Annotated in this window: 23 protein-coding genes; 10 read left to right on the top strand and 13 right to left on the bottom strand. The window is 60.8% G+C overall.

What is annotated here, in order from left to right:
- Positions 1-63: 63 nt before the first annotated feature.
- Positions 64-1083: a proline dipeptidase gene (locus KPHS_27630; RefSeq protein ID YP_005227063.1), complete on the bottom strand. Its 1020-nt coding sequence runs from the start codon at positions 1081-1083 to the stop codon at positions 64-66.
- Positions 1084-1326: 243 nt separating this feature from the next.
- On the opposite strand from KPHS_27630, the gene KPHS_27620 reads away from it, so the two are divergent.
- From KPHS_27620 to KPHS_27590, 4 genes are all read left to right on the top strand, one after another.
- A complete protein-coding gene (locus tag KPHS_27620; RefSeq protein ID YP_005227062.1) occupies positions 1327-2319 on the top strand; it encodes a putative epoxide hydrolase protein in 993 nt (330 codons plus the stop codon).
- A gap of 86 nt (positions 2320-2405) precedes the next feature.
- Positions 2406-3146: an OmpR family transcriptional regulatory protein gene (locus KPHS_27610; protein ID YP_005227061.1), complete on the top strand. Its 741-nt coding sequence runs from the start codon at positions 2406-2408 to the stop codon at positions 3144-3146.
- Positions 3143-4486 (top strand): HAMP domain-containing protein, encoded by a 1344-nt coding sequence (locus tag KPHS_27600; RefSeq protein YP_005227060.1) that lies wholly within the window; start codon positions 3143-3145, stop codon positions 4484-4486. The genes KPHS_27610 and KPHS_27600 overlap by 4 nt, the downstream gene beginning before the upstream one ends.
- A gap of 102 nt (positions 4487-4588) precedes the next feature.
- The gene (locus KPHS_27590) at positions 4589-5779 is read left to right on the top strand and encodes a putative cytochrome c biogenesis protein (RefSeq protein YP_005227059.1); all 1191 of its coding nucleotides are present in this window, start codon (positions 4589-4591) and stop codon (positions 5777-5779) included.
- Positions 5780-5888: 109 nt separating this feature from the next.
- On the opposite strand, the gene KPHS_27580 is transcribed toward KPHS_27590, so the two are convergent.
- The 7 genes from KPHS_27580 to KPHS_27520 form a co-directional block, all read right to left on the bottom strand.
- On the bottom strand, positions 5889-6782 hold the full coding sequence (locus KPHS_27580) for a LysR family NADH dehydrogenase transcriptional regulator (protein YP_005227058.1): 894 nt from the start codon (positions 6780-6782) through the stop codon (positions 5889-5891).
- Between the two features lie 194 nt (positions 6783-6976).
- Positions 6977-8458: an 8-amino-7-oxononanoate synthase gene (locus KPHS_27570; protein YP_005227057.1), complete on the bottom strand. Its 1482-nt coding sequence runs from the start codon at positions 8456-8458 to the stop codon at positions 6977-6979.
- Positions 8459-8467: 9 nt separating this feature from the next.
- On the bottom strand, positions 8468-9853 hold the full coding sequence (locus KPHS_27560) for a diaminobutyrate--2-oxoglutarate aminotransferase (protein YP_005227056.1): 1386 nt from the start codon (positions 9851-9853) through the stop codon (positions 8468-8470).
- 306 nt (positions 9854-10159) lie between these two features.
- Positions 10160-11095, bottom strand: coding sequence for an ABC transporter ATP-binding protein (locus KPHS_27550; RefSeq protein ID YP_005227055.1), 936 nt, complete (start codon positions 11093-11095; stop codon positions 10160-10162).
- A gap of 24 nt (positions 11096-11119) precedes the next feature.
- A complete protein-coding gene (locus KPHS_27540) occupies positions 11120-11860 on the bottom strand; it encodes an ABC transporter ATP-binding protein (RefSeq protein ID YP_005227054.1) in 741 nt (246 codons plus the stop codon).
- Positions 11857-12585, bottom strand: coding sequence for a putative ABC transporter (locus tag KPHS_27530; RefSeq protein YP_005227053.1), 729 nt, complete (start codon positions 12583-12585; stop codon positions 11857-11859). Before KPHS_27530 ends, KPHS_27540 begins: the two co-directional genes overlap by 4 nt.
- On the bottom strand, positions 12582-13277 hold the full coding sequence (locus tag KPHS_27520) for a TENA/THI-4 family protein (RefSeq protein YP_005227052.1): 696 nt from the start codon (positions 13275-13277) through the stop codon (positions 12582-12584). The genes KPHS_27530 and KPHS_27520 overlap by 4 nt, the downstream gene beginning before the upstream one ends.
- Before the next feature lie 170 nt (positions 13278-13447).
- On the opposite strand from KPHS_27520, the gene KPHS_27510 reads away from it, so the two are divergent.
- Together KPHS_27510 and KPHS_27500 are read left to right on the top strand one after the other, a co-directional pair.
- Positions 13448-13576: a hypothetical protein gene (locus tag KPHS_27510; RefSeq protein YP_005227051.1), complete on the top strand. Its 129-nt coding sequence runs from the start codon at positions 13448-13450 to the stop codon at positions 13574-13576.
- Between the two features lie 65 nt (positions 13577-13641).
- Positions 13642-14754 (top strand): DUF4056 domain-containing protein, encoded by a 1113-nt coding sequence (locus KPHS_27500; protein YP_005227050.1) that lies wholly within the window; start codon positions 13642-13644, stop codon positions 14752-14754.
- Positions 14755-14791: 37 nt separating this feature from the next.
- Here the strand turns inward: KPHS_27500 and KPHS_27490 are convergent, their stop codons facing one another.
- The 3 genes from KPHS_27490 to KPHS_27470 form a co-directional block, all read right to left on the bottom strand.
- Positions 14792-15964: an oxidoreductase gene (locus tag KPHS_27490; protein ID YP_005227049.1), complete on the bottom strand. Its 1173-nt coding sequence runs from the start codon at positions 15962-15964 to the stop codon at positions 14792-14794.
- 13 nt (positions 15965-15977) lie between these two features.
- Positions 15978-16901, bottom strand: a complete 924-nt coding sequence (locus KPHS_27480) for a putative epimerase/isomerase (RefSeq protein ID YP_005227048.1) — start codon at positions 16899-16901, stop codon at positions 15978-15980.
- 192 nt (positions 16902-17093) lie between these two features.
- Complete coding sequence (locus tag KPHS_27470) at positions 17094-18134, bottom strand: putative periplasmic binding protein/LacI transcriptional regulator (protein YP_005227047.1); 1041 nt, start codon at positions 18132-18134, stop codon at positions 17094-17096.
- Between the two features lie 397 nt (positions 18135-18531).
- Here KPHS_27470 and KPHS_27460 point away from each other — a divergent pair, with 397 nt between their 5' ends.
- Positions 18532-19788, top strand: a complete 1257-nt coding sequence (locus KPHS_27460) for a GGDEF domain-containing protein (RefSeq protein YP_005227046.1) — start codon at positions 18532-18534, stop codon at positions 19786-19788.
- Between the two features lie 97 nt (positions 19789-19885).
- Here the strand turns inward: KPHS_27460 and KPHS_27450 are convergent, their stop codons facing one another.
- Positions 19886-21196 (bottom strand): guanine deaminase, encoded by a 1311-nt coding sequence (locus tag KPHS_27450; protein YP_005227045.1) that lies wholly within the window; start codon positions 21194-21196, stop codon positions 19886-19888.
- A 101-nt stretch (positions 21197-21297) separates the two neighbouring features.
- Positions 21298-22794 (bottom strand): putative allantoin permease, encoded by a 1497-nt coding sequence (locus KPHS_27440; protein ID YP_005227044.1) that lies wholly within the window; start codon positions 22792-22794, stop codon positions 21298-21300.
- A 144-nt stretch (positions 22795-22938) separates the two neighbouring features.
- Here KPHS_27440 and KPHS_27430 point away from each other — a divergent pair, with 144 nt between their 5' ends.
- From KPHS_27430 to KPHS_27410, 3 genes are read left to right on the top strand one after another with little or no spacing between them, the layout of a single operon-like run.
- Entirely contained in the window at positions 22939-23655 is a 717-nt protein-coding gene (locus KPHS_27430; RefSeq protein ID YP_005227043.1) for a GntR family transcriptional regulator, read from the top strand.
- Positions 23655-24527, top strand: a complete 873-nt coding sequence (locus KPHS_27420) for a putative hydantoin racemase (RefSeq protein YP_005227042.1) — start codon at positions 23655-23657, stop codon at positions 24525-24527. The genes KPHS_27430 and KPHS_27420 overlap by 1 nt, the downstream gene beginning before the upstream one ends.
- Entirely contained in the window at positions 24505-25344 is an 840-nt protein-coding gene (locus KPHS_27410) for a urate catabolism protein (protein YP_005227041.1), read from the top strand. The genes KPHS_27420 and KPHS_27410 overlap by 23 nt, the downstream gene beginning before the upstream one ends.
- Positions 25345-25419: the final 75 nt, after the last annotated feature.

Below are 25419 nucleotides of genomic sequence, written 5' to 3'. Positions count from 1 at the left end.
CTTCACCGGGAGAGAGATCAACCCGGAATCTGTAAGGAATTAACTTTATGTTTACAATATAACCTATTGTTGCCAAACATTTTTTAATACCCGTAGCCAGTTACGCCACAGCAGCTTATCCAGCACCAATTGATCATAGCCGCTAGCGCGCAACGTATTGATAAGCCGCGGTAAGCCGGCCACATCGCCCAGCTCGTCCGGCAGGGTGATGCCGTCAAAATCCGAGCCAAGGGCCACATGATCCTCACCCATTATGTTAATAAGATAGTCGATATGCCGGACAATGGTGGTTAAGGGCGTGTCGCTATCGCGCCGGCCGTCGGCGCGCAGGAAAGCATTGCCGAAATTGACGCCCACCACGCCGCCGCTGTCGCGGATCGCCCGCAGTTGCTGGTCGGTCAGATTGCGCGGCTGCGGGCACAGGGCATGGGCATTGGAGTGGGTGGCCACCAGCGGTGACGTTGCGTGATGGGCGGTATCCCAGAACGCTTTTTCATTCATATGAGACACGTCAATCTGCATCTTCAAGGCATTGACCTGCTTAATCAGATCGATACCTGCCGCTGTCAGTCCAGGCCCAGTGTCCGGGCTACCGGGAAACGAACCGTTAACGCCGCTGCCGAAGCGGTTCGCAATATTCCAGAACGGACCAATGCTGCGGACCCCGGCGGCATAAAAGGCCTGCAGGTCGCGGCCCTCGCCATCAAAACCTCCGGCACCCTCAATATGCGCCACCATCGCCAGTACCTTATCCTCGCGGCAGCGCTCGATATCCGCCGCGCTCAGACACAATCTCAAGCGTCCAGCGGAGTGCGCGATAAGTTGCTTCAGGATGGCCAGTTGCTGCCAGAGGATATCGATCGGATCCCATCGTTGGCTGGCGTATTGCGGCGTCATACGGGCAATATATTCCTGCGGTGGCACGAATAGCGCGAATAGCCCGCCGGCAAATCCGCCTTGCAGCATGCGCGGATAGTCGAGATGGCCGTTCTCTATCCCGGCAAAGAAGGCGCTCACCGGATCCTCGCGATGGTGAAGCCAGAGATTCAGCAGCAGGTCATTGTGACCATCAAAAATCGCCATAGCGGGTTCCTGCGTTCTTAAGTGGTGAAAAATGCCTGCCACGGTAACGGATTTATCTCCCGGGGCAAGCATAAATTCACATGCCCGCAACAATTGCCAACCTCGACTTTGTATCACACTGTATCTCGCGGTGCTGCGCTGACATTAAGAGAGAAAAATGGCCCCGGTCGGGCACATGGCGGATACAAATTTCCGCTTTACTGGTCACGTACTCTCTTGATGACGATAAAAGGTGAGAAAACGATGAACAGATTATCCCTGATCCGCTATACCAGCGCCGTGGCGCTGGGGTTATCCACCCTGTGGTCCGCCGCCGTTTGCGCCGCTGAAGACGCGGGGGCGTTCGACAAGATCCAGCAGATCCGCGCCGGCGACCTGAATATTGGCTACGTGGATATCGGCCCACGCGACGGCCAGCCGGTGATCCTGCTGCACGGCTGGCCCTACGACATTCAGAGCTATGCCCAGGTGGCGCCGGCTCTAGCGCAGAAGGGTTACCGGGTGATCGTGCCGTATCTTCGCGGCTACGGCACGACCCGTTTCCTCTCCGCCAGCACGCCGCGTAACGGTCAGCCGTCGGCGATGGCGGCCGATATTGTCCATCTGATGGACGCCCTTAACATCAGGCAGGCGGATCTGGCCGGTTTTGACTGGGGCGCGCGCACGGCGGATATCGTCGCCGCGCTGTGGCCGCAGCGGGTGAAATCCCTGGTCTCGGTGAGCGGGTATCTGATCAGCAGTCAGCAGATTGGCGAAAAACCGCTGCCGCCGCAGGCTGAGCTGTCGTGGTGGTATCAATTCTATTTTGCCACCCCGCGTGGGGAGGCCGGTTACCGGCAAAACACCCACGACTTTGCGAAATTTATCTGGCATCAGGCGTCGCCGCAGTGGCAATTCAGCGACGCGACCTTTGCCAAAACCGCCCGGGCTCTGGATAACCCGGACCATGTGGCGATCACCATCAGCAACTACCGCTGGCGCCTGGGGCTGGAGAAAGGGGAAGCGAAGTATGCCGGCTATGAACAACGGCTGGCGGCGCTACCGCCGATAACCGTGCCCACCATCACCCTGGAAGGGGCGAATAACGGCGCGCCGCATCCGGCTCCCGCCAGCTACCGTGCCAAATTTACCGGTAAATATGAGCACCGGGATCTGCCGGGAGCTGTGGGCCATAACCCGCCGCAGGAGGATCCGACGGCGTTTGTGCAGGCGGTGGTGGACGCCGATCGTTTGTAACCCGCGCCTTGCCGGCGGCGCGACGTTGCGCTTCCGGCAACACGGCTTATGCTTGTGAAGAGTTTATTTTGCCCCAGGAGCAGCCTTTGGAGCGTATTGACCACATCCTGGTCGTCGACGACGACCGCGACATCCGGGAACTGATTGTCGACTATCTGGAAAAATCGGGATATCGCGCCAGCGGCGCGGCGAACGGCAAAGCCATGTGGTCGGTACTCAAAAACCATCAAATTGACCTGATTGTGCTGGATATTATGATGCCGGGAGAGGATGGCTTAACGCTCTGTCGCCAGCTGCGCGCTAACCCGCAGCAGGATATCCCGGTGCTGATGCTCACCGCCCGCACCGATGACAGCGACCGGATCCTCGGCCTGGAAATGGGGGCTGACGATTATCTGATTAAGCCCTTTGTGGCTCGCGAACTGCTGGCGCGCATCAAAGCTATTTTACGCCGCACCCGGGCGCTGCCGCCGAACCTGCAGATCACCGAGGCGGGCAGGCTGATCGCCTTTGGCGACTGGCTGCTCGACACTGCCGCTCGCCATTTGCTGGACGACAGCGGCGCCATCGTCGCCCTCAGCGGGGCGGAGTATCGGCTGCTGCGGGTGTTTCTCGACCATCCACAGCGGGTGCTGAACCGCGATCAGCTGCTCAATCTGACCCAGGGACGCGACGCGGAACTGTTTGAGCGGTCAATTGACCTGCTGGTGAGCCGACTGCGCCAGCGGCTACGGGAGGATGCTCGCGAGCCGGCCTACATTAAAACGGTGCGCAGCGAAGGCTATATGCTGTCGGTACCGGTCTCCATTCGCGAGAGGCATGAATGAGGTTCTGGCCCGCCTCGCTGCAGTCGAGGCTGATGGCGCTGCTGTTTCTGGCGCTGCTGCTGGCGAATACCTTAACCCTGTCGCTGCTGTTTTATGAGCGTATGAGCAGCGCTCGCAGCGTGATGCTGGGCAATCTGGCTTCCGATGTCGCCACCAGCGTGGCGATCCTTGACCGCCTGCCGGCCGCTGAGCGCCCACAATGGCTGCCGAAGCTGGCGCGCGGCAATTATCGCTATCTGCTGGACGCCGGGGAGCGCGGCGATTACCCGGACAACTGGCGCGCCCGGGACGCAGCGCGCTCCCTGCAGGAGGCGCTGAGCGCGCAGTATCCGGTAAGTATTGTGGCGATCCCCGGCCCGCGGCAGCATATTCAGGCCCATATTACCCTTCACGACGGCGCGCCGTTGACCCTCGACCTGTGGCCGAAACTACCGGCCATCGCCCGCTGGCTGCCGGTGGTGCTGATCGCTCAGTTTGTCCTCCTGCTGGCCTGCGCCTGGTACGCGGTTCGCCAGGTATTGCTGCCCATCTCCCGCTTTACCCACGCGGTAAATGCCCTGGAGCCGGCCAGCGACACGGCGGGAACTATGGCCGAGCAGGGGCCGGAGGAGGTGCGTCGCGCCGCTCGCGCGTTTAACGCGATGCAGGCGCGCATCCACGATCATCTGCAGGAGCGAGCGCGGATCCTTGCCGCCATCTCCCACGATCTGCAAACCCCGATAACCCGAATGAAGCTGCGGGTGGAGATGGCCGACCAGCCGGAACTGCGCGATAAGCTACTGCAGGATCTCGACAATATGACCCGTCTGGTGCGGGAGGGCATCGCCTTCGCCCGCACCTCGCAGCCGCTGGAGGAGGCGCGACAGCGGCTGAATCTCGATGCGTTTCTCGACACCATCGTCTGCGATTATGCCGATGTCGGCCGGCCGGTCCAGTTTTGTCCCGAAGAGACCGCCGGGGTGGTGTGGATCCCGCCGCAGGCTCTGCGCCGGGTGATGACCAATCTTATCGATAACGCCTTGAAATTCGGTACGACGGCCACGGTAACCCTGACCCGTGACGCCGTGGGGGATATCACCCTTCATGTGCTGGATGAGGGGCCGGGGATCCCCGAGGCCGCGCTGCAGGCGGTGCTGCAGCCGTTTTATCGCCTGGAGGACTCGCGCAATCGCGATACCGGCGGCACCGGCCTGGGGCTGGCGATCGCCGCGCAGCTGGTCAGCCAGATGGACGGCGCGCTGCGCCTGGCCAACCGCCCGCAGGGCGGCCTGGACGCCAGCGTTCGCCTTGCCGCGGCGGGATTGTATCCTGATGTATCTTCGGGGAAAACGGATAACTAAGCCGACAATTCTCCCCCTTTCCCGACACATTCGCCTTACATGGCCTTGCTGTAATGTCGTGGCTGCCACTTTCGGCAGCGATGGCATAATGAGGAGAAGGCGATGTCGATATTAATTGCATTTTTGGGCGGGATGTTAACTCTGCTGAGCCCCTGTACGCTGCCGGTGATCCCGCTGCTGTTCGCCAGCGTCCGGGGCCGCCGGGGGCAGCTGGCGATCATGCTGGCAGGCATGGCGCTGATGTTCGGCGCTGTCTCCTGGCTGGTGACGGTCGCCAGCGGCTGGGTGGTGAATCTGACCCTCGCAGGCCGCGGTCTGGCGCTGGCGTTCTTCGCCCTGGTCGGGCTGAGTCTGCTTTCGCAACGCGTCGCGCAACGGCTGACCTCACCCCTGGTAGCGTTGGGGAATCAGCTTAACGATGCCAGTTCACGCCAGCGCGGCTGGATCGGTTCTCTACTGGCCGGGCTGGCGGTGGGCCTGCTGTGGGCGCCGTGCGCCGGGCCGGTATTGGGAGCGATACTTAGCCTGGGCTTTGTGCATCCGGGGCAGGCGACTACCGGCGGCTTGCTGCTGGCCTACGGCAGCGGCGGGGCGCTGATGTTATTCCTGCTGGGGTGGTGCGGGGCGGCGTTGATCGCCAGATTGCGTCGCGGACAGGCGTTCGGCGAACGGCTGCGCCGGTTGGCAGGGGGGGCAATGCTGGCCTCGGTGGCGCTGATCGCTAGCGGCGGCGATCGCTATCTGCAAAGCGCTGGTGGACTGAGCCAGGCGCTGGAGCAGCGGCTGGCCGCCCGTCTGCCGCAGCCGGAGCAAAAGACCAGCCTCCAGCCGATCGCCGCGCCGCAGCCCAGCAGCGCGATGCCCTCTCTGGCGGGGGGCAGCGCATGGATCAACAGCCCGGCGTTAACTCCGGAGCGTCTGAAGGGCAAAGTGGTGCTGGTGGATTTCTGGACCCGGGAGTGTATCAACTGTCAGCATACCCTGCCTTACGTGCGCGACTGGGCGAACAAATACCGCGCGGCGGGCCTGGTGGTGATTGGCGTTCATACCCCGGAATATCCCTGGGAGCGTTCGTTGCCCCTGCTGCGCCAGGCGGTGAAGGACTGGCGGATAACCTACCCGGTGGTGGCGGATAATGAGTACGCCATCTGGAATGCCTTCGGCAATCAGTACTGGCCGGCGCATTACATTTTCGACGCTCGCGGACAGCTGCGTTATACCGCCTTCGGCGAAGGGGATTATGCCCGCCAGGAGCAGGTGATCCAGCAGCTGCTGCAGGAGAGCAAAGCCTGACCCGCGGCGCAGGCGTCTGGCGGACGGAACCCTCCAGCCCTTATACCCATTGCCGGGCGGCGCTGCGCTTGCCCGGCCTACATCAGCGCGCAGGGATGGCGTGACAGTGTCACCTGTTGAGCCATCCCTGCAGGGCCTCGGTCATCAGTTCGCCGAGCAGCGCCACGGCGGCGGAATGGTGTTCCTCACGCGGGGTTTGTCGCAGGCTGACGGCCAGACTTCCTGGAGCTGGCAGGAGTCCTCCTGCGGGGCGCAGGTTGCCTGGCATGCCGATGCGGGTGCGTATCGTCAGGCCCAGCCCGGCCTGCACCGCCGCCCAGATGCCGCTCAGGCTGTGGCTGACGAACACCACCTGCCAGGGGATCCCCGCGGCATCGAGACAGGCAATGGCGCGGGAGCGCATCAGGCACGGGCTGTCGAACATCACCAGCGGCAGCGGCTCGCCGGAGACCAGCAGAGCGCGAATATCCAGGTCAGGATGCGCAATCCACGCCAGCGGGCAGAGGCCCAGCCCGGAACCCTGATCTTCGGTTTGCCACAGCAGCGCCAGATCCAGCGCCTCTTCCGCCAGCGCCTGGCGCAGCGGACCATTGCGATCCACCCTGGCGACTATCCGCACCTGCGGATGATGCCGTTTAAATTGCCCGAGGATCTCCGGCATCAGCGATTCGCCAAAATCTTCCTGCATACCAAGGTGGATCTCGCCGGTGAGCCGCTCACCCTGCAGCGCGCGCAGGGTTTCATCATTGAGCGCCAGCAGGCGTCTGGCGTAGCTCATCAGCTTTTCGCCTTCCGCGGTGAGCACCAGATGGCGCCCCTGTTTGGTCACCAGCGCCGCACCGCACTGACTCTCCAGCTTTTTAAGCTGGGCGCTGACCGCGGAGGTGGAACGCGACAGGCGCAGCGCTGCCTGGGCGAAACTGCCGCACTCCATGCCGGTCACAAAGCTGCGCAGGGCGTCGAGATCCAGCCCTGGTAAGCGTTTCTCCATCATCATCCCCATTTTCAGGACGTTTATCCTGAACGTTGTTATTTTCGGGATAGTACTGTGGCATCGCGAGGGGCAGGGGTCAACGGGCCCTGCGAAGAGAGCATTAGCGGTGCGGAAAGAAATAAAAAAAGACCGATAAGGACATTATCGGCTTATTGCAGGCAAGGCTGACAGCGGGGCGGCAGGCGCCGCCTCGCTAAGGCAGGTTATTGCGCCAGCAGCTCCTGAGCGGTGCGCTCCACCAGGTTCAGCAGAACCTTCACGTCATCCAGCGTCACCACCGGGTTCAGCAGGGTCAGCTTCAGGCAGGTAACGCCGTTGTGCTCGGTTACGCCGACGTTAGCGCGGCCGGAGGCCAGCAGGGCGTCGCCGACGCGCTGGTTGAGCAGCGCGATAGCCGCCGCGTCGCTCCCGGCCATCTGCGCCGGACGGGAACGGAACAGCACGCTCGCCAGCTGCGGCTGCATCACCAGCTCCAGCGTCGGCTGCGACTTCACGTACTCCGCCACGTTTTTCGCCATCGTGACGCCGTGATCGATGATCGCCGCATACTGTTTCTGGCCCAGCGCTTCCAGACCCATCCACAGCTTCAGCGCATCGAAGCGACGGGTGGTCTGCAGCGACTTAGACACCAGGTTCGGTACGCCGTGTTCTTCATCGAACTCGGAGTTCAGATAGGCCGCCTGATAACGCATCAGCTCGTAATGGCGCGCGTCCTTCAGCAGGAATGCGCCGCAGCTGATGGTCTGGAAGAACTGCTTATGGAAGTCCAGGGTAACGGAATCCACCAGCTCCAGACCGTCAAGGTAGTCGCGATACTGCTCAGACAGCAGCAGGGCGCCGCCCCAGGCTGCGTCAACGTGCAGCCAGATCTGATGTTCCGCAGCGATACCGGCGATGTCGCGCAGCGGGTCGATAGCGCCTGCGTCGGTGGTGCCGGCGGTGGCCACGATCGCCATGATCTGCTCGCCGTTAGCCTGCGCTTGCGCAATCTTCGCCTGCAGGTCGGACACGTCCATCCGCGCGAATTCGTCGGTTTTCACCAGCGTTACCGAGCGGTAGCCGAGGCCCATCAGCGCCATGTTCTTCTGCACCGAGAAGTGGGCGTTTTCCGAGCACAAGACTTTGTACTTGCGGATATCCCCCGGCAGCCCATCCTGCTGGATGGAGTGCCCCTGACGGGCGAAGAAGGCGTCGCGCGCCAGCATCAGGCCCATCAGGTTGCTCTGGGTGCCGCCGCTGGTGAAGACGCCGGCGTCGCCCGCCGGAAAACCGACCCGGGCGCGCAGCCATTCGATCAGCTTCATCTCGATAATGGTTGCCGACGGGCTCTGATCCCAGGAGTCCATGCTCTGGTTGGTGGCGTTAATCAGCACTTCCGCCGCCTGGCTAATCACCAGGCTCGGGCAGTGCAGGTGCGCCACGCACTGCGGGTGATGCACCGACAGGCTATCTTTCAGGAAGTACTCGATCGCACGATCAATCGCCGCCTGGTTACCCAAACCCTGTTCGTTAAATTCAAGGGAGATACGCTCACGCAGCTCGTCAACGCTTTTCCCCTGATACATCTCAGGTTGCTTCAGCCACTGCACAACGGCCTGGCTGGTCTGCTCGATAACCTGCTGATAGGCTTCAACGCTCTGCGCTGAACCAGCAAGAATCGGATTCAATGTGGACATGGCGGTCACTTACTCCACTCAGACCGGTTTTACGCCGGCGGCCAGCAGGGCCTGTTCAAATTTGTCGAGGAACACGTCCAGCTCCGCGTCGCTGATCAGCAGGGACGGCAGCAGGCGCAGCACGCAGCCGTGACGACCGCCACGCTCGAGGATCAGGCCCGCTTCGAAGCATTTCTTCTGCAGCAGGGCAGAGAGTTCGCCGTCAGCCGGGTAGCAGCCCATGTGATCCTGCGCTTCGTTCGGCTTGACGATTTCGATACCGATCATCAGACCGAGACCGCGAACGTGGCCAATCACCGGGTAGCGTTTCTGCAGCTCGGCCAGTTTACCTTTCAGCCACTCGCCCTGGGCGGCGACTTTGTCGGCGATCTTGTTGTCGCGCAGATGACGCAGGGTGGTCAGGCCGGTGGCCATCGCCAGCTGGTTGCCGCGGAAGGTGCCGGTGTGGTGACCCGGTTCCCAGGCGTCGAACTGCTTTTTAATGCCCAGCACCGCCAGCGGCAGCCCGCCGCCAACCGCTTTCGACATCACGATGATGTCCGGCTGAATACCGGCGTGCTCGAAGGCGAAGAATTTACCGGTACGGGCAAAGCCGGCCTGCACTTCATCGACGATCAGCAGAATGCCGTGCTCTTCGGTCACTTTGCGGATGCGCTGCTGCCACTCGACCGGCGCCGGGTTCACACCGCCTTCGCCCTGAACGGCTTCAAGGATCACCGCCGCCGGTTTACGGACGCCGCTCTCCACGTCGTTGATCAGGTTTTCGAAGTAGTAGGTCAGGGCTTTCACGCCGGCTTCGCCGCCGATGCCCAGCGGGCAACGATACAGGTGCGGGTAAGGCATGAACTGGACTTCCGGCATCATGCCGTTAACCGCCGCTTTCGGCGACAGGTTGCCGGTGACGGACAGCGCGCCGTGGGTCATCCCGTGATAGCCGCCGGAGAAGCTGATCACCGCGGTACGACCGGTGTATTTTTTCGCCAGCTTCAGCGCAGCTTCCACGGCGTCAGCGCCGGACGGGCCGGTGAACTGCAGGCAATATTCTTTCCCTTCGCCCGGCAGGCAAGAGAGCAGGTATTCGGAGAAGCGATCTTTTAACGGGGTGGTAAGATCGAGAGTATGTAACGGCAAGCCGCTGGTAATGACACTTTGGATGCTCTGCAATACATCAGGGTGGTTGTGGCCCAGAGCGAGAGTACCGGCGCCCGCGAGGCAGTCCAGGTACTGTTTGTTATCCGCATCCGTCAGCCACACGCCTTCGGCTTTAGTGATAGCCAGCGGCAGCTTACGCGGGTAACTCCTGACATTCGATTCGAATTCGGCCTGACGGGCCAAAAAGGTTTCGTTGTTTGCGTCTAATAAATCGGCACGTAAAGTATCAATACGGACTTTATCCGTCATCATATCACTCCCACAACCAGCATTGCGGTTGAACGCTGGTTGAATAATTGGTGTAAGAAATTGAATTGGCATTCATAAAGCGCGCACAATATATGGCTTTTTAAATCCGCATTCAACGTTTTATTGATTGCGCTATTTTGACGTTATTCTTACCAGGGGCAAAATTAACGTAACTCGCTGAATTATAATAGAACAACACTCTGTCACTATAACCCTTTAAAGTGTAATTATTAGTGAGAAAGTCTCTATATTTTTATTGCCGCTACGTTAAAGCGCTGACGGAATGCCTTCCGTCAGCGATAGCAAGACTCAATGCAGTTCCACCGCATAATTTGTTAAAGGTGTAACTTTTTTCACCAACTTATTGTTATATAAAAACTGTTCGTAAGTCTCGTAGCGCGGTTTATCCAGCGCTGCCGGATCGGTGGCGAACAGGGGCACGGTTTGCAACCACGCCTGGTGGTTGAGTTCGGTCCTAAGCTCCGGGTGGGCGGCGGCGAACGCCTCCCAGCTCTTCTGCGGATGGGCGCGCAGATAGCCCACTCCCGCCTGCAGGGCGGTGAGGAATTTACGGATCTTCGCCTCATGAATTGCGTCGCGATGGGCGACAATCACCAGCTCGTCATAGGCCGGCACGCCGTAATCTTCGACGTTCATCACCACCGGCGTTTTGCCCTGCAGCTTCAGCTCCTGCGCTTCTATATTACGATAGCCGCCGATAACCGCGTCCACCTGGCCGGCCAGCAGGGCGCTGGTCAGCTGGAAATTGACGTTCACCAGTTTGATGCTGGCCGGATCGATCCCTGCATGTTGCGCCATGGTCGCCAGGGTGGCCTGCTCAATTCCGCTGACCGAGTAGCCCACCTTCTTGCCTTGTAGATCTGCCGGGGTTTTGATCTGCTTATCCAGGGCGATAACCGTATTCAGCGGCGAATTAATCAGAGTCCCTACACGCACCAGCGGTAACCCTTCGTCAGCGAAGAAGTGCACCTGCGGCTGGTAGGTGATGGCCAGATCCGCCTGACGGGCGGCCACCATGCGCGGAGGCAGCGCGGGATCGGAAGGGGGGACAATCCTGACGTCCAGCCCCTGGGCCTTAAAGGCGCCGATCTGCTCGGCCACCATAATCGGCGCATGGTCGGGATTAATGTACCAGTCCAGCACCAGCGTCAGCGGTTCATTGGCCAGCGCGTGGCCGCTGAACAGGGCCGTCAAGGTTGCCCCGGCGAATAGCGACTTTTTCATCTGTTTTCCTTTATTACGTCATTCTTATTCCGGCGACCAGTCGATCAGCCGGTGTAGCAGGGTATCTACCGCCAGCCACAGCAGGAGGGTCAGTAGTACTAAAATAAACAGCGCGGCGAAGCAGATATCGGTTTGCAGTCGCGCATTGGCGTTGAGCATGACGTAGCCCAGCCCCTCGGCGGAGCCGACCCATTCGCCGATGATCGCGCCAATGGGCGCCACCGCCGCCGCCATGCGCAGGCCAGAGCCCAGCGCCGGCAGGGCGGCCATCAGGCGGACATGTCGCAGTTGAGCGCCGAAGGAGGCATTCATGCTGCGCGCCAGATCGAGATACTCCTGGTTGACCCGCCGCAAGCCATCAAAGAAGGCGGAAGTCACCGGAAAGAAAATCACCAGCACCGCCATCGCCACTTTGGCGCTCATGCCAAAGCCCAGCCACAGCACCAGCAGCGGGGCGAGGGCAAAGACCGGGATCGCCTGACTGGTGAGCACCAGCGGCATCAGCCAGCGCTGCAGACGGGGGGAGAGGATCATGCCCAGCGCCAGGGTGACGCCGAGCGTCACGCCCAGCGCCAGGCCGCTCAGGATCTCACTGAGCGTGATAAGCGTATGCCAGCCGAGATAGGCGCGATTAACCCATAGCGCCTCGGCGACCGCCATCGGGGACGGTAAAAGAAAATGGGGAATGCCGCTGCGGCTGGCCAGACCCCAGAGGAGCATCAGCCCGCCGAATACCATGCCGCCGCGCCAGAGACGTCCAGTCATGGTTGGGCCCTCATCAGCTGCTGCAGCAGGGCGGCCTGGCCGATCAGGAGATCGGGCGCGTCCGGCGCGCGCGGAGGTGTGCCGGCGAGGTGATGGCTATCATCAATGTCGCCGTCGGCCGCCGAGAGGACCAGCAGGCGGTGGCTCAACCGGCAGGCCTCCTGCGGATCGTGGGTGATAAGCACCACCGTGCGACCGGCCAGCAGGGTGGCCGCCAGGGTCTGAATGCGCGTACGGGTGAGGGTATCCAGCGCCGAGAAAGGCTCATCCATCAGCACGATGGGTCGATCCTCATACAGCGTGCGCGCCAGCGCGGCGCGCTGACGCATACCGCCGGAGAGAGTCGCCGGCCGGGCGTCGGCGCAGGATGAAAGCTCAACCTGTTCAAGCAGGGCGGCGACCCGGGCACGATCGACTTTTTCACCGCGCAGCCGCGCGCCGAGGGCGACGTTGTCCCTAACGCTCAGCCAGGGGTAGAGCAGATCTTTCTGCCCCATCCACGCCAGACGGCCCTGAATCGGTTGCCCATCGCTGGCGACCACTTCTCCGCGGGTGGCGGGCGCCAGACCGGCCATCACCCGCAGCAGGCTGGTTTTGCCGGCGCCGCTGGCGCCGAGCAGCGACACCCACTGCCCGCCGGGGACCGTAAACGACAGGTTGTCGAACAGCCGACGGTCGCCGACATGCAGGCTCAGGCCACGGACCTCAATACCCGGCGCCGTCACGCCCGGGTCTCCGCCGCGGCGTTGAGGCCCATCTGCCAGAACTGCGCCTCAAGGCGGGTGGCGGTGGTGAAAATCTCGCTCAGCTCAGTGATTCGCGCCTCGCTCCCGCGCTGCTGCCACACCGTTTCCAACAGCGCCAGCGCGGCGCTGACGCCCTGCAGATAGCCTTCATCGCCATAGTTGCGGATCCATGAGGCGTAGGGGTTATCGTCCAGTCGGGTGGCGGGATGTTGCAGCAGGCCGAGACCGATTTCGGCGTAGCCCGCGACGCAGGGCATCAGGGCGACCAGCAGATCCAGCGCGTCACCCGAGTGGCCAATATCCAGCACATAGCGGGTATAGTTGAGAGTTTCGGGGGCTTCAGGTTGGGCGGCCATCTCCGGTTCGCTAATCCCCCACTGGGCACAGTAGCCGACGTGCAGCGGCAGTTCGTTGAGGATGGCATTCATCGAGGCGGCCGCGGCCCGCATCTCCGGCAGCGTGCGCAGTTTACTCACCAGCAGCGCGTAGCTGCGGGCAAAGTGAATCAGAAACAGATAATCCTGGGTCAGATAGCGACGAAAGGCGTTTTCCGCCAGCGTCCCAGAGGCAAGTTGCTGGACGAAAGGATGCGCCACATAGCGCTGCCAGTCAGCGGCGGCCAGCTGGCGTAAACGGCCGTAAAGACCTTGGCTAAAAGCGGGAACGATCACAGGACCTCCATTTATTCAGGGGAGATCCGGGCGTGCAGGGGTGTGAACAGGCAATGGCGGTAATGCTGGCAAAATTGCCGACCCGTCCCTTCGCTGGCATGACCCAGATCAGGTTCAAAGGGTTCGGCTTGCGCCATCTCAGCCCTCACGGGACACCCCTCGGTAGCGCTATGTTATACGACATTCACCTTTTGAATACAATCACCGCGCCACCTTGCCGCAGGATGATGGTAATGGGGGATAGCCAGCGCTTTTCCGCGCGCAATAGTTTCTTTGTCGGCGCTGAATACCGTTTTTAACTAAAACCGCAGGCGCTATCTGCCGGTAAGATGCGCGCACTTTTATTGCTGTGGAGAGGCTGTTGATGTGTAAAGCCTTCTGGCTATTATTCGCGCTGGCGCTGGCGCTGCCGGCGCTGGCGCAGGATCCGGTGCTACCCGCCGTGACGGCGATCCATACGGCGCCCACCCTCGGTGAGCTGCCGCCGCCGGAGTCGCTGCGACCGTGCTGCGCTTTTGGTTACGACCTGCACGTGCGCGCGGCGGGCATTCCGATCCCGATGTACCAGATCGGTAATGTGTTGACTCTGGGTACGCTGGGTAAGCACCATTACAACGACAGCGCGTTCGGTGCGGTGAAAAATCTGCTGGGGCTCAGCGAGGAGAAGAACGGGCTTATCTATACCCGCCGCGGCGGGTTTATTGATATCGCCCATGTGCGCGATACGGCGGACAACACCTTTTATCTGTTCAATCGTATTGCGCCGACGCTGGGCCAGGCGGGGCGGATCTTCTACAGTGAAGAACTGGGCGTGCGCCGCGTGCAGCTGAATGCCTTTACGCCGCCGGCGGGCGTCAGGCAGCGCTATCAGCTGGCTGCCTGGCTCGCCGGGCATCTGGCCTTCGAAATCGCCCAGTGGCATGAGATCGCCCAGTGGTATGGCTTCCAGTCGGTCCCCGGGTTTTCCGAAGAGATTTCCGCTTTTTCGCCCGAGGATCTCTACTCCAATTTACTGGGCGCGAGGCTGGCGATTAATGTCATCCTCAGCGGCCACGGCGGTTCGCTGGAGGATTATAACCAGGCCATGGATGCGGCGCTGAAACAAGTGCTGACCCGGCTGCTGGTGGCGACGCGCGGTGAGACGGAAGCGATGTTTCAGCAGATCGACGGCGACTGGTGGAACAGTCACCGGCGGGTGCCGGATAAGTTTCTGGTACTGAAGCGTAACTACGATCTACAGGAAAACCGGCTGCCGACGCCGGTCCCATTCGAAACCATGCCGCCGTATCGCCTGACCATGCCGGAGCAGGTCGGGGGATTCCGCTTACGCGACCTCGGCGAACTGCAGATCTATCCAGGGCACGATATGCAGGCATTGCCGGTTCCCGCGCAATACTATGGCGCCGGAGCGTTCCAGGGGCTGGCGGACCGCGCCCATGAGGCGGATAAAACCCAGCTGGCGCGGACAGAAAAATAGCCGTAAAGGCTCAGGACGAACGCCCTGAGCCGGCGAGTTAGCGGAAGTCGACCCAGTAGGCGCCGTTGTCGGCAGAACGCACGCAGTTTTCCACCCAGCGGACGCCGAACGCCCCGGCGCGGGCGTCCGGGTACCAGAAGTCGGCCAGCAGCGCCTCGTCGCGATGGTCGGCGGCATCCATGGCGATGGCGAAGCGGCGATAGAGATTCGACCATGCCTCAAACAGGCCCTCGGGATGGCCGCCGCCGATGCGATCATCCTGACGCGCCAGCGGATCGAGATAGTCCATACCGCGCTCGAGGATGCGCACGGGTTCGCCCTGGATTTCGTAGCGTAGCTGGTTGGGCTGTTCATCCCACCATTCGAGACTGGCTTTTTCACCGATGATTCGCACCTTTTGCCCGTGCATCGAACCGCAGTTGACGGCGGAGCTCCACAGTGAGCCGATGGCCCCGTTGTCATACTCCATCAGTACATGGGCGTTATCTTCCAGCGGCGCGCGGCTTTTGACGAAGCTTTGTCTGGCGCACATCAGCCGGGTGATCTTCAGCTGCGGGGCCATGGTTTCGACCAGAAACAGCGGATGGGTGGCCAGGTCGCCCAGCACATAGCTGGGGCCGACGAAGCGGGGATCGACCCGCCAGCGGGTACTGGCGTTTTCCTGTTCCACCGGCTGGGCGTGAAAACCGTGGGCAAACTGCATATTAACGATACGGATATCGCCCAGCAGCCCGTCGGCGATCATCTGCCGGGCCTGCAGGATCAGCTGGTGCCCGGCATAGCCGTAGGTCACCCCGATGATCTTGCGCCGCCGCTGGCTGAGCGCCACCAGCTCGTCAGCTTCCTCGCTGCTGAAGCACAGCGGCTTTTCGCACACCACGTGCAGCCCGGCCTCCAGCGCGGCCCGGCAGATGGCATAGTGGGTGTTATTTGGCGTGGCAACTGACACCGCCTGAATGCCGTCAGGCCGGGCAGCCTCGCCGCGGAACAGGCTTTGATAGTCGGCGTAACAGCGGTCGGGATCCACCCCCAGCCGTTGGCCGAACTGGCGTCCGCGCTCGCCATCAATATCAAAGGCGCCGGCCAGCAGCGTGAAGGTGTTATCGCGCAGCGCTGCAGAGCGGTGAATATAGCCGATCTGGCTGCTGCCGCCGCCGCCGACCATGCCCCAGCGCAGGGTGCGGTCGAGAGGTTTTAAACCGTTAATCATGTCGTGCCTCCTGTCAGAATCCGACGTCGCGCAGATAGCGCAGACTTTCCGTGACCGCCTGCAGGCTGCCTGCGGCATGGCGCGGGTCGCGCTCTTGTTCAATGGTTATCCAGCCCTGATACCCCCGGCGGGCAAGAAAGTCTTTGATAGCCGGATAGTCAATGGCGCCGCTGCCGAGCGGGCACATCACCCCTTCGGCGCAGGCAGTGAAGAAGTCGATACCTTCATGGATAGCGCGCTGATAAACCTGCGGGTCGACATCCTTGAAGTGCAGATAGTCCAGGCGGTGGTAATAGCGATCCAGCCAGTCGAGCGGATCCATCCCGGCGTAATAGAGATGTCCGGTGTCCAGACACAACCCGGCGACGTCGTGCGGGATATCGTTGGCCAGCCGCTCGATCTCATCCGCGAATTCAATGCTGCCCCCGGCGTGCGGATGGATAACCGCCCGCACACCGTACTCCTGCCAGGCGAGGGTGCTAAGGGCGATAATGTGCTCCATCATGCGCTGCCAGTCTTTGTCATTGAGGCGCGGAGCCAGCGCGCCGCGCCCGGCAAAGCGCGCCCGTTCGGGGTTGCCGAAGTCGATAATCACCAGATAGGGCGGCTGGAAAGGGCGGCCCGGGATCGGTTCGGCAGCGGCTACCTGCGACAGATTGCGGCAGATTTGATGGGTCAGCGCCACCAGGGTGGGGAAATGGGCCTCGCTCACCAGATCGTCAAAGATCGTGCCGGCGACCAGCGACAGCTGATGCTGCTCCAGCGCCGCGCGCAGGCTGGCCGGATCGGTGGGGAGATAACCCCAGGGGCCGAGCTCAATGCTGCGATAGCCAGCCTGCGCCGCCTCCTTAAGCACGGTAGCCCAGGCAGGGAGGTTAGGGTTTTTCGGGTCATCGACGCCCCAGCTGCAGGGGGCGTTAGCGATAGGATGTGTCATGTCGGCTTCCTTTTTCATACAAGGGATGCCGCTGAGTATTGAATAAAGATTTCATTGTCAACAATGATGGAATTTTGATTTTATGATAATCATCATTATTTTAATTGATGGCTTTTTTGATAATTTTTTATCAAACCGAGAGGTGGCGCGGTCCGCCCGATAACCGTCTCCGCTGGAGACGGAGCCGAAAATTTACATATTTTCTTTGGTGATGATATCGAAAGGCTGAGGGAGTGAAATCACCTCGCTATGGGGGCGTGAAGCGGCGTCCGCCATGGCGCGCAGCGTAACGGCGGCAAACTCATCCAGCCGGTGGTTAAGCATGATGTCGATGGTGCCATCGATCAGGGCCAGTTCACTGTCGCTGAGCGGACCGTGGCAGACCAGAGCGATCTCCTGCTGACGGCCGCTGTCGCGCAGCGCGTCGACGATCCCTTCGACGCCGCCGCAGGGGGCGTAGATCGCCTGCAGGGCCGGGTACTGAGTCAGCATCTGTTCCGTCACGGTCCTGGCGATATCCGCCCGTTCATGACAGCGAACCGGCTCAAGGATCTGTTGCCCCTTGCCCTGTTCTCGCAGGCAGGAGCGAAAGCTGATCTCACAGCTTTCCTGGCAGGTAAAACGATTATCGCCAATGATAATGCCAATTTCGCCATTCCCCCGACATAAGCGCTCGATAAACCAGGCGGCTGTGCGCCCGGCTTTATGATTATCGAGGCCGATATACCCGCTGCGCTGGGGGACCGATAGATCGGAAAGCAGGGTGAACACGCGCACGCCGTGGGCGGCGGCCCGGGCCACCGCGTGGCGAATCAGCGGGTGATCCAGCGCCACCAGGCCGAGCACCTCCACTTCATCGCTGAGTCGGTGAATGGCCTGAGCCATCGCTTCCACCGCATCGATGGCAAAATGCAGTATCACCGGCGCCTGGCCCGCCGGTAGCCATGGGGCAGCCTCGCGCGTCAGCGCCCGGGCCAACGGCAGGTAGAAGGAGTGGCTCTCCTGCAGCAGGATAAAGCCCATTCTGATCGTGACCGGCGCTTTGCCGGCAGCCAGGCGATAGTGGGGCTGCTCGAGGGTAAAACCCAGCCGGCGGGCGGCCTCCAGCACGCGCCGCGCCGTGGACTCTTTCACCGCCGCGCGCTTATTGAGCACCCGGTCGACGGTGGCTACGCCGACGCGCGCTTCACGCGCAATGTCGGCAAGGGTGATTTTAGTGGCGATTTTTTTCAAGGTAATTGTCGCTATGAATGAGCGTAATGATAGAAACTATCACGGTTAGCCTGGGCAGAAAAGCGACTCTCTGCCCGCCCTGGCCTATGCCGTTGCGCCTGCCGGGTAACCCTGTTGGCGATGCACACTCTGTGATCAAAAGCGACTACCCGTTCTGGCATTGCTGCTATGCTGTTGAAATAAAATTATTATTAAAGGCAGCATCGCTTCTGTTGGTTAAACTGCGCGCAAAGTCACCCTCAGAGGGCTTTACTGGGCGCATAACCGACTATACTTGGCGCGCTCGCGCGTAATTGCGGTTTCTCGGTGTCTATTTTGCTTTCACTTTAAACCAGCGTTGGGGCTGCACAGCGTTAAGTGCCGTTCCGCGCCGGCAGTGGGTCGGTTTGGGGCCTGTATGTTATTAAAAGAGCTGGCTGTTTTTGAGGTCTTAAGCACCCCGATATGGGTAGTTCATCCTTTTAACGAAAGGGTGGTCTATGCCAATCAGGCTTCCCGGACATTGAGCGGCGAGATGTCGCTCAATGAGATGCGTAACGGTATTTATTCCACCTGTCCGGAAACGCAACTGCAGCACTACCTTCGCTATCTCGACACCATGAGCGAGATATTCGAAGTCTGGACGTTACCCACCGCCAATGGGTTGCAGTCGGTGTATTGCAAAACCACCCTGATTGATACCGAAGACTGTGGTTGCTTGCTGCTGTTTGAAGCGGTGAAGCTGCTGGCGCAAAATCAGTCGATTCATACCGGCTCCCGCCGCTACCAGCGGCGTAACAATGGCTTTTTCGCTCGCTTTTTTATGACCAATACCGCGCCGATGCTGTTGATCGACCCTCATAAAGATGGCCGGATTGTCGATGCCAATATTGCCGCGCTACGTTTTTATCATTATTCCGATGAGGAAATGCGCACCAAACATACCTGGCAAATAAATACCCTGGGCCGGGACGTCATCCCCATTATGAATAATATTGCCAATCTGCCTGGCGGTCATAAACCGCTTAATTTTACGCATATTCTGGCTGACGGCTCGCTACGCCATGTCCAAACTTATGCCGGGCCGGTGGTGCTGTATAATATTCGACTGATGCTATGCATCATTCACGATATCACCGAAGAAGTGCATCTGAAAAAAGAGCTGGAATTTTCCGCCGCCCACGATCCGTTAACCGGCTTGCTTAATCGCCGGGAGTTTCACCGTCTGGTTGAGGCGCCAACTTTTATCCCCCGGGGTTATTGTCTGCTGTTAATCGATATCGATCATTTCAAGAGCATTAATGATATTCACGGCCATCAAAAAGGCGATGAGGTCCTGCTGGTGCTCTCTCGTATTCTGGAAACGTCGGTCGACCGCGAAGATAAAATTTATCGCTGGGGTGGAGAAGAGTTTCTGCTTTTTTTGCCCCATTCGCCGATCGGCCGCGCGCTGATACTGGCGGAGGGGATCCGCCAGGCGGTTAGCGAATACCAGACGCTGTCGGTGACCGTCAGCATCGGCGTAGCTGAGCATCATGACGGCGAAACGGTTGAACAACTGTTTTCCCGCGTCGATAAAGCGCTGTATGCGGCAAAAAATGACGGGCGTAATCGGGTCTCGCGCATGCCTTTTGACAGCTCTGAGCGACGGCGCAGTAGAGATGGCGCCGCCTGAATAAGCCCCCGCCTGTAGTGGTTAGCCTGCGTTAAGGTGGCAAACAAGGTATGGTGCGTTTTCTCGTTCTTTTCAGGAAGTGGGACTGGCTGAGGGGTCAATCCTGACACCACACCCGCTCGCCGTTCACCCACGTCTCGCTGATATTGCGTTCATCACCCAGGGTCATCAGCACGAACAGCTGCTCATAAATGTCATGGCAGCGGCCTATGCGCAGGCGCTGCAGCGGGGTGACCGCCGGGTCAATCACCACAAAATCCGCCTCTTTGCCCGGCTGGAAATTGCCAATTTTCTCCTCCAGCCGCAGGGCGCGCGCCCCGCCGAGGGTGGCGTGATAGAAGGCCTCGCTGGCGCGCAGGCGATAGCTCTGCAGTTGTCCTACCTTGTAGGCCTCGCCCAGCGTCCGCAGCATGCTGAAGGTGGTCCCGGCTCCGACGTCGCTGCCGATGCCCATCCGCACCTGGTGCTGCCAGCAGGCGGGCAGGCGGAACAGCCCGCTGCCGAGAAACAGATTCGACGTCGGGCAGAAGGCGACTGCGGACCCGGTGTCATGCAGGCACTGCCACTCGGCATCATCGAGATGGATCCCGTGAGCGAAGACGCTGCGTTCGCCGGTGAGCTGATAGTGATGATAGACATCCAGGTAGCGCGCATGCTCAGGCCACAGCTGTTTAACCCAGGCGATCTCCTCCCGGTTTTCACTGAGATGCGTCTGCAGCCAGGTGTCGGGAAGCTCGGCCCGCAGGCGCTGCACCGCCTCCAGCAACGCCGGAGTCGAGGTGGGGGCAAAGCGCGGGGTGATGGCATAGCCCAGCCTGCCGCGCTGATGCCAGCGGCGGATCAACGCCCGGGTCTGCTCGTAGCTCTCCCCGGCGGTTTCGCACAGGTAGTCGGGCACATGGCGATCCATCATCACTTTCCCGGCGATCAGGCGCATATTGAGGCGCAGCGCTTCGCTGAATAACGCCTCCACCGATGCCGGATGCAGGGTACAAAACACCAGCGCGGTGGTGGTGCCATGGCTTATCAGCTGATTTACAAAAAACTGCGCTATCTCCTGGGCATACTCCGCATCGGCAAACTGGCTCTCCACCGGGAAGGTGTAGGTGGTGAGCCACTCCAGCAGCTGTTCGCCAAAGGCGCCGATCATCTCGGTCTGCGGATAGTGAACGTGGGCATCAACGAACCCCGGCAGCAGCAGCTTACCCCTCAGATCGACATAGCCCTTCAGGGGATGCAGAAAGGCTTCCCCCTCCTGCCATGGCAGCAGGGCGATAATTTTCCCCTCCTGCAGGAACAACAGGCCATCATCGAGATAGCGGGCCTGGGCGGCCACCTCATCCGGGGTCTCTGCCACGCCGGCGATATCAAAAAATGCACCGCGCACAGCGGTCTGGTAATCCATCATCGAACCTGCCTTCTCTTAACGCTCTGGGAATAGTGATAAACAGCAAGATTGGTGCCAGTTTGCAGCCTGCCGCGGCCAGACGCCGCGGCAGAAGGGGAAGGTTACTCTTTTTGCGCCACCGCGCCGGAGCGGAAGGCGGCTTTCGCCTGCACTTCGCGCTCGTCGCGAGCCAGCCAGCGGTAGGTGGTGGCGCCGAGGAAGACGCCGATAAACCAGCTGAAGTTCGCCACTTCATGCAGGGCCGGAATAAAGCTGATAATCAGCCCCAGGCCCACCGACGGCAGCAGGGCGGCAATCGCTTTCGGGTTAAAGCCATTGCGGTACCAGTATTTACCCTGCGGCGTATCGTCAAACAGATCGTCCACTGACACCCGGCCGCGTTTGATCAGGTAGAAGTCGGCGATCAGGATGCCAAACAGCGGGCCAATAAAGGCGCCCAGCACGTCGAGGGTATAGTGGATCAGCTCCGGGGAGTTAAACAGGTTCCACGGCGTCAGGAGTATCGAGCCCACCGCGGCAATCATCCCGCCGGTACGGAAGCTGATTTTCTGCGGGGCGCAGTTGGAAAAATCGAAGGCCGGCGAGACGAAGTTAGCCACGATATTGATGCCGATGGTGGCGGTGATCATGGTCAGCAGGCCGATGGCCACCGCCAGATCGTTACCCACGCGGCTGACGGTTTCGATCGGGTCGGTGATCATTTTGCCAAACAGCGACTGGGTGCCGGAGACAATCACCACGGTAACCACCGAGAATAGCAGAAAGTTAAACGGCAGTCCCCAGCGGTTACCGCGGCGGATCTCGCCCATGCTTTTGCCGTAGCGGGAAAAGTCACCGAAGTTAAGCAGCGGCCCGGAGAAGTAGGAGACCACCAGCGCCGTGGCGGTGATCATCTGCCAGGTCTGCTCGCCGGCGCTCAGGGATTTGCTGGCGAGGGTAAAGGAGATACCGTCCAGACCAGTCTTGTATACAATCCAGCCGGCCAGCGCCAGCATCACCACATAAACCGCCGGACCAGCGATATCGATAAAGCGTTTGATGGCGTTCATGCCATGCCAGAACACCATCGCCTGCAGCAGCCACATAGTGGCGAAGCACAGCCAGCCGAGCGTTGATAGCCCGAGAAAGCTGCTGCTGGTCAGCGAGGCAAGGAAGGGCCAGAACTTGAGCAGGACCAGCATCAGGGCATTCGCCGCCAGATAGGTCTGAATACCGTACCAGGCGAACGCGATCAGCCCGCGGATCACCGCCGGGATATTGGCGCCGAAGACGCCAAACGCCTGACGGCAGATAACGGCGTATGGCACCCCGGCCATCTGGCTCGGCTTCGCCACCAGGTTGGCGCACAGCTGCACAATACAGATGCCCACCAGCAGGCAGAGCAGAACCTGCCAGCTGGCCAGCCCAAGCGTAAAGAAGCTCGCCGCCACTACGTAGCCGCCCATGCTGTGCACGTCCGACATCCAGAATGAAAAGATATTGTACCAGCTCCAGTTCTGGTCGTGGGTCGGCGCCAGATCGTCATTACATAGCCGCGGACTGTAGCCGGCGGCCGCCTTGTGAGTCTTCGTCTGCTGCGTGTGGGATGAATGTGGCATGAAACCTGCTCCTCTGAATGAAAACCCTTTGATATGGATTGCCGAGGCTATTGCAGGATCCAGGCCAGAATGATGAATCTTGTATACAAAAATTAAATTTTATGTATACGATCTGCTATCGATAAGTGAAACCGGAGTGGGTTAATGAATAATGAACATCGTCTCCAGGCCGCGCCAGCGCTGCAGGACAAGGACGAAAGCATTTACCAGGCGCTGATGACGGCTATCGTCGAACATCAGCTGCCGCCGGGCAGCAAACTGCCGGAAGAGGCGCTGGCGGAGGTGTTCGCCGTGAGCCGCACCGGCATCAGAAAGGTGCTGCAACGACTCGCCGCTGTGCAACTGGTCACGTTGACGCCCAAACGTGGTGCACACGTCACCAGCCCGAGCGTGGAAGAGTCCCAGGCGATCTTTCGCACCCGGGCGCTGCTTGAGGTCGCCAATCTCCCCGATGTGATCGCGCGCTGTCAGCCGCCGCATCTGGCGGCGCTGGAGAACATTATTCAGCGTGAACAGCAGGCCCATGCGGCGCACGACGGCCCGGCGGCGATCCGCCACTCCGCTGACTTTCATATTCAGCTGCAGGCTATCTCCGGCAACCCGGTGCTCACCGAGATGGTGACCCGCCTCAGCCAGCGCTCCTCTTTAGTGATTGCCGCCTGGGGCGCCCCCTGGCGACAGGGCTGCCGTTGCGACGATCACCAGCAGCTGGTCGGTTTGCTGCGGGATAAAGCCCTGCAGCCGCTCAGCGAGGCGCTGATGCACCATTTTGATCATATTGTCGCCAGCCTGTGCTTCGAGCGCGATGGCGTCAGCCTGCCCGATTTTTCCCGGCTGTTCGCCGGCCACAAGGAGTCGTGATGTCTTCCGTTCGTATACAAGTGATTAACCCCAACACCAGCCTGGCGATGACTGAAACGATAGGCGCCGCTGCGCGTGCGGTCGCTGCACCGGGCACCGAGATCCTTGCGGTCTGTCCCCGCGCCGGGGTGCCGTCAATTGAGGGCCACTTTGACGAAGCCATCGCGGCGGTCGGCGTGCTGGAGCAGATCAGGGCCGGACGCGAGCAGGGAGTGGATGGGCATGTGATCGCCTGCTTCGGCGACCCGGCGCTGCTGGCGGCGCGGGAGCTGGCCCAGGGGCCGGTGATCGGTATCGCGGAGGCGGCAATGCATATGGCGACGATGGTCGCCACCCGTTTCTCCATTGTGACCACGCTGCCGCGCACGCTGATCATCGCCCGTCATTTGCTGCACCAGTACGGATTTCATCAACATTGCGCGGCGCTACACGCCATTGATTTGCCGGTGCTGGCGCTGGAAGACGGCAGTGGCCTGGCACAGGAGAAAGTGCGTGAGCGCTGCATTCGCGCGCTGAAAGAGGATGGCAGCGGGGCGATTGTTCTTGGCTGCGGCGGGATGGCGACCCTGGCGCAGGAGCTGACCCGCGAGCTACGGGTGCCGGTGATCGATGGCGTCAGCGCGGCGGTGAAGATGGTGGAGTCGCTGGTCGCGCTGGGCCTGGCGACCAGCAAGCATGGGGACTTAGCGTTCCCGGAGAAAAAAGACGTTAAGCGGACAGTTTCAGTCGTTAAATCCATTTTAAAAGGGGCAGGAGATGGGAGAGAACCAGGAACACTATCCTCGCGATCTGCGAGGTTACGCAGGGGAACCGCCGCACGCGCGCTGGCCGGGTGGGGCGCGGATCGCGGTGCAGTTTGTCCTCAACTATGAGGAAGGCGCGGAGAATCACGTCCTGCATGGCGATGCGGGTTCGGAACAGTTCCTGTCCGATATTATCGGCGCCGCCAGCTACCCGGCGCGCCATATGTCGATGGATTCACTCTATGAGTACGGCAGCCGGGCAGGGTTCTGGCGCATCCATCGCGAGTTCAGCCAGCGCGGGCTGCCGTTGACGGTCTTCGGCGTGGCGATGGCGCTGGCGCGGCATCCGGAGATTGTGGCGGCGATCAAGGCCGCGGATTACGATGTGGTCAGCCACGGCTGGCGCTGGATCCACTATCAGCACATGGATATCGCCGAGGAGCGCGAGCATCTGCGCAAAGCGGTGCAGGTACTGACCGACCTGTTCGGCAAACCGCCCACCGGCTGGTATACCGGCCGCGACAGCCCTAACACCCGCCAGCTGGTGGTGGAGCACGGCGGCTTTGACTACGACAGCGATTATTACGGCGATGATTTACCTTTCTGGAGCGAAGTGGCCTGCAGCGACGGCAGCCAGCGGCCGCACCTGATCGTGCCTTATACCCTCGACGCCAACGACATGCGCTTCGCCACCGCCCAGGGATTCAACACCGCGGAGCAGTTTTATACCTATCTGAAAGACAGCTTTGACGTGCTGTACGCCGAGGGTGAAACCGCGCCGAAGATGATGTCCGTGGGAATGCACTGCCGGCTGCTTGGGCGTCCGGGCCGTTTCCGCGCGCTGCAGCGTTTCCTTGACTATATCCAGCAGCACGACAAGGTGTGGGTCTGCACCCGGCAGCAGATTGCCGACCACTGGCGCGAAACCCATCCGTATCGCGGGTAGCTTGTTGCCCCTGATCCTGGCCCTCTCTCCAGGGAGAGGGCTCCGCCCGGTCGCGTCTGTTACACCGGTTTACCA

The sequence above is a fragment of the Klebsiella pneumoniae subsp. pneumoniae HS11286 genome, assembly GCF_000240185.1.
GTDB classification, from domain to species: Bacteria; Pseudomonadota; Gammaproteobacteria; order Enterobacterales; family Enterobacteriaceae; genus Klebsiella; species Klebsiella pneumoniae.
The sequence above is the reverse complement of the archived record's forward strand: the minus strand, read 5'-3'. Positions and strand labels throughout refer to the sequence as shown.

What these genes read in the sequence shown, in the direction of transcription:
- KPHS_27630 (YP_005227063.1), bottom strand. Translation starts at nt 1,083, where the DNA reads ATGGCGATTTTTGATGGTCACAATGACCTGCTGCTGAATCTCTGGCTT.
- KPHS_27620 (YP_005227062.1), top strand. Translation starts at nt 1,327, where the DNA reads ATGAACAGATTATCCCTGATCCGCTATACCAGCGCCGTGGCGCTGGGG.
- KPHS_27600 (YP_005227060.1), top strand. Translation starts at nt 3,143, where the DNA reads ATGAGGTTCTGGCCCGCCTCGCTGCAGTCGAGGCTGATGGCGCTGCTG.
- KPHS_27590 (YP_005227059.1), top strand. Translation starts at nt 4,589, where the DNA reads ATGTCGATATTAATTGCATTTTTGGGCGGGATGTTAACTCTGCTGAGC.
- KPHS_27580 (YP_005227058.1), bottom strand. Translation starts at nt 6,782, where the DNA reads ATGGGGATGATGATGGAGAAACGCTTACCAGGGCTGGATCTCGACGCC.
- KPHS_27560 (YP_005227056.1), bottom strand. Translation starts at nt 9,853, where the DNA reads ATGATGACGGATAAAGTCCGTATTGATACTTTACGTGCCGATTTATTA.
- KPHS_27550 (YP_005227055.1), bottom strand. Translation starts at nt 11,095, where the DNA reads ATGAAAAAGTCGCTATTCGCCGGGGCAACCTTGACGGCCCTGTTCAGC.
- KPHS_27540 (YP_005227054.1), bottom strand. Translation starts at nt 11,860, where the DNA reads ATGACTGGACGTCTCTGGCGCGGCGGCATGGTATTCGGCGGGCTGATG.
- KPHS_27510 (YP_005227051.1), top strand. Translation starts at nt 13,448, where the DNA reads ATGTTATACGACATTCACCTTTTGAATACAATCACCGCGCCACCTTGC.
- KPHS_27500 (YP_005227050.1), top strand. Translation starts at nt 13,642, where the DNA reads ATGTGTAAAGCCTTCTGGCTATTATTCGCGCTGGCGCTGGCGCTGCCG.
- KPHS_27490 (YP_005227049.1), bottom strand. Translation starts at nt 15,964, where the DNA reads ATGATTAACGGTTTAAAACCTCTCGACCGCACCCTGCGCTGGGGCATG.
- KPHS_27480 (YP_005227048.1), bottom strand. Translation starts at nt 16,901, where the DNA reads ATGACACATCCTATCGCTAACGCCCCCTGCAGCTGGGGCGTCGATGAC.
- KPHS_27460 (YP_005227046.1), top strand. Translation starts at nt 18,532, where the DNA reads ATGTTATTAAAAGAGCTGGCTGTTTTTGAGGTCTTAAGCACCCCGATA.
- KPHS_27450 (YP_005227045.1), bottom strand. Translation starts at nt 21,196, where the DNA reads ATGATGGATTACCAGACCGCTGTGCGCGGTGCATTTTTTGATATCGCC.
- KPHS_27440 (YP_005227044.1), bottom strand. Translation starts at nt 22,794, where the DNA reads ATGCCACATTCATCCCACACGCAGCAGACGAAGACTCACAAGGCGGCC.
- KPHS_27430 (YP_005227043.1), top strand. Translation starts at nt 22,939, where the DNA reads ATGAATAATGAACATCGTCTCCAGGCCGCGCCAGCGCTGCAGGACAAG.
- KPHS_27420 (YP_005227042.1), top strand. Translation starts at nt 23,655, where the DNA reads ATGTCTTCCGTTCGTATACAAGTGATTAACCCCAACACCAGCCTGGCG.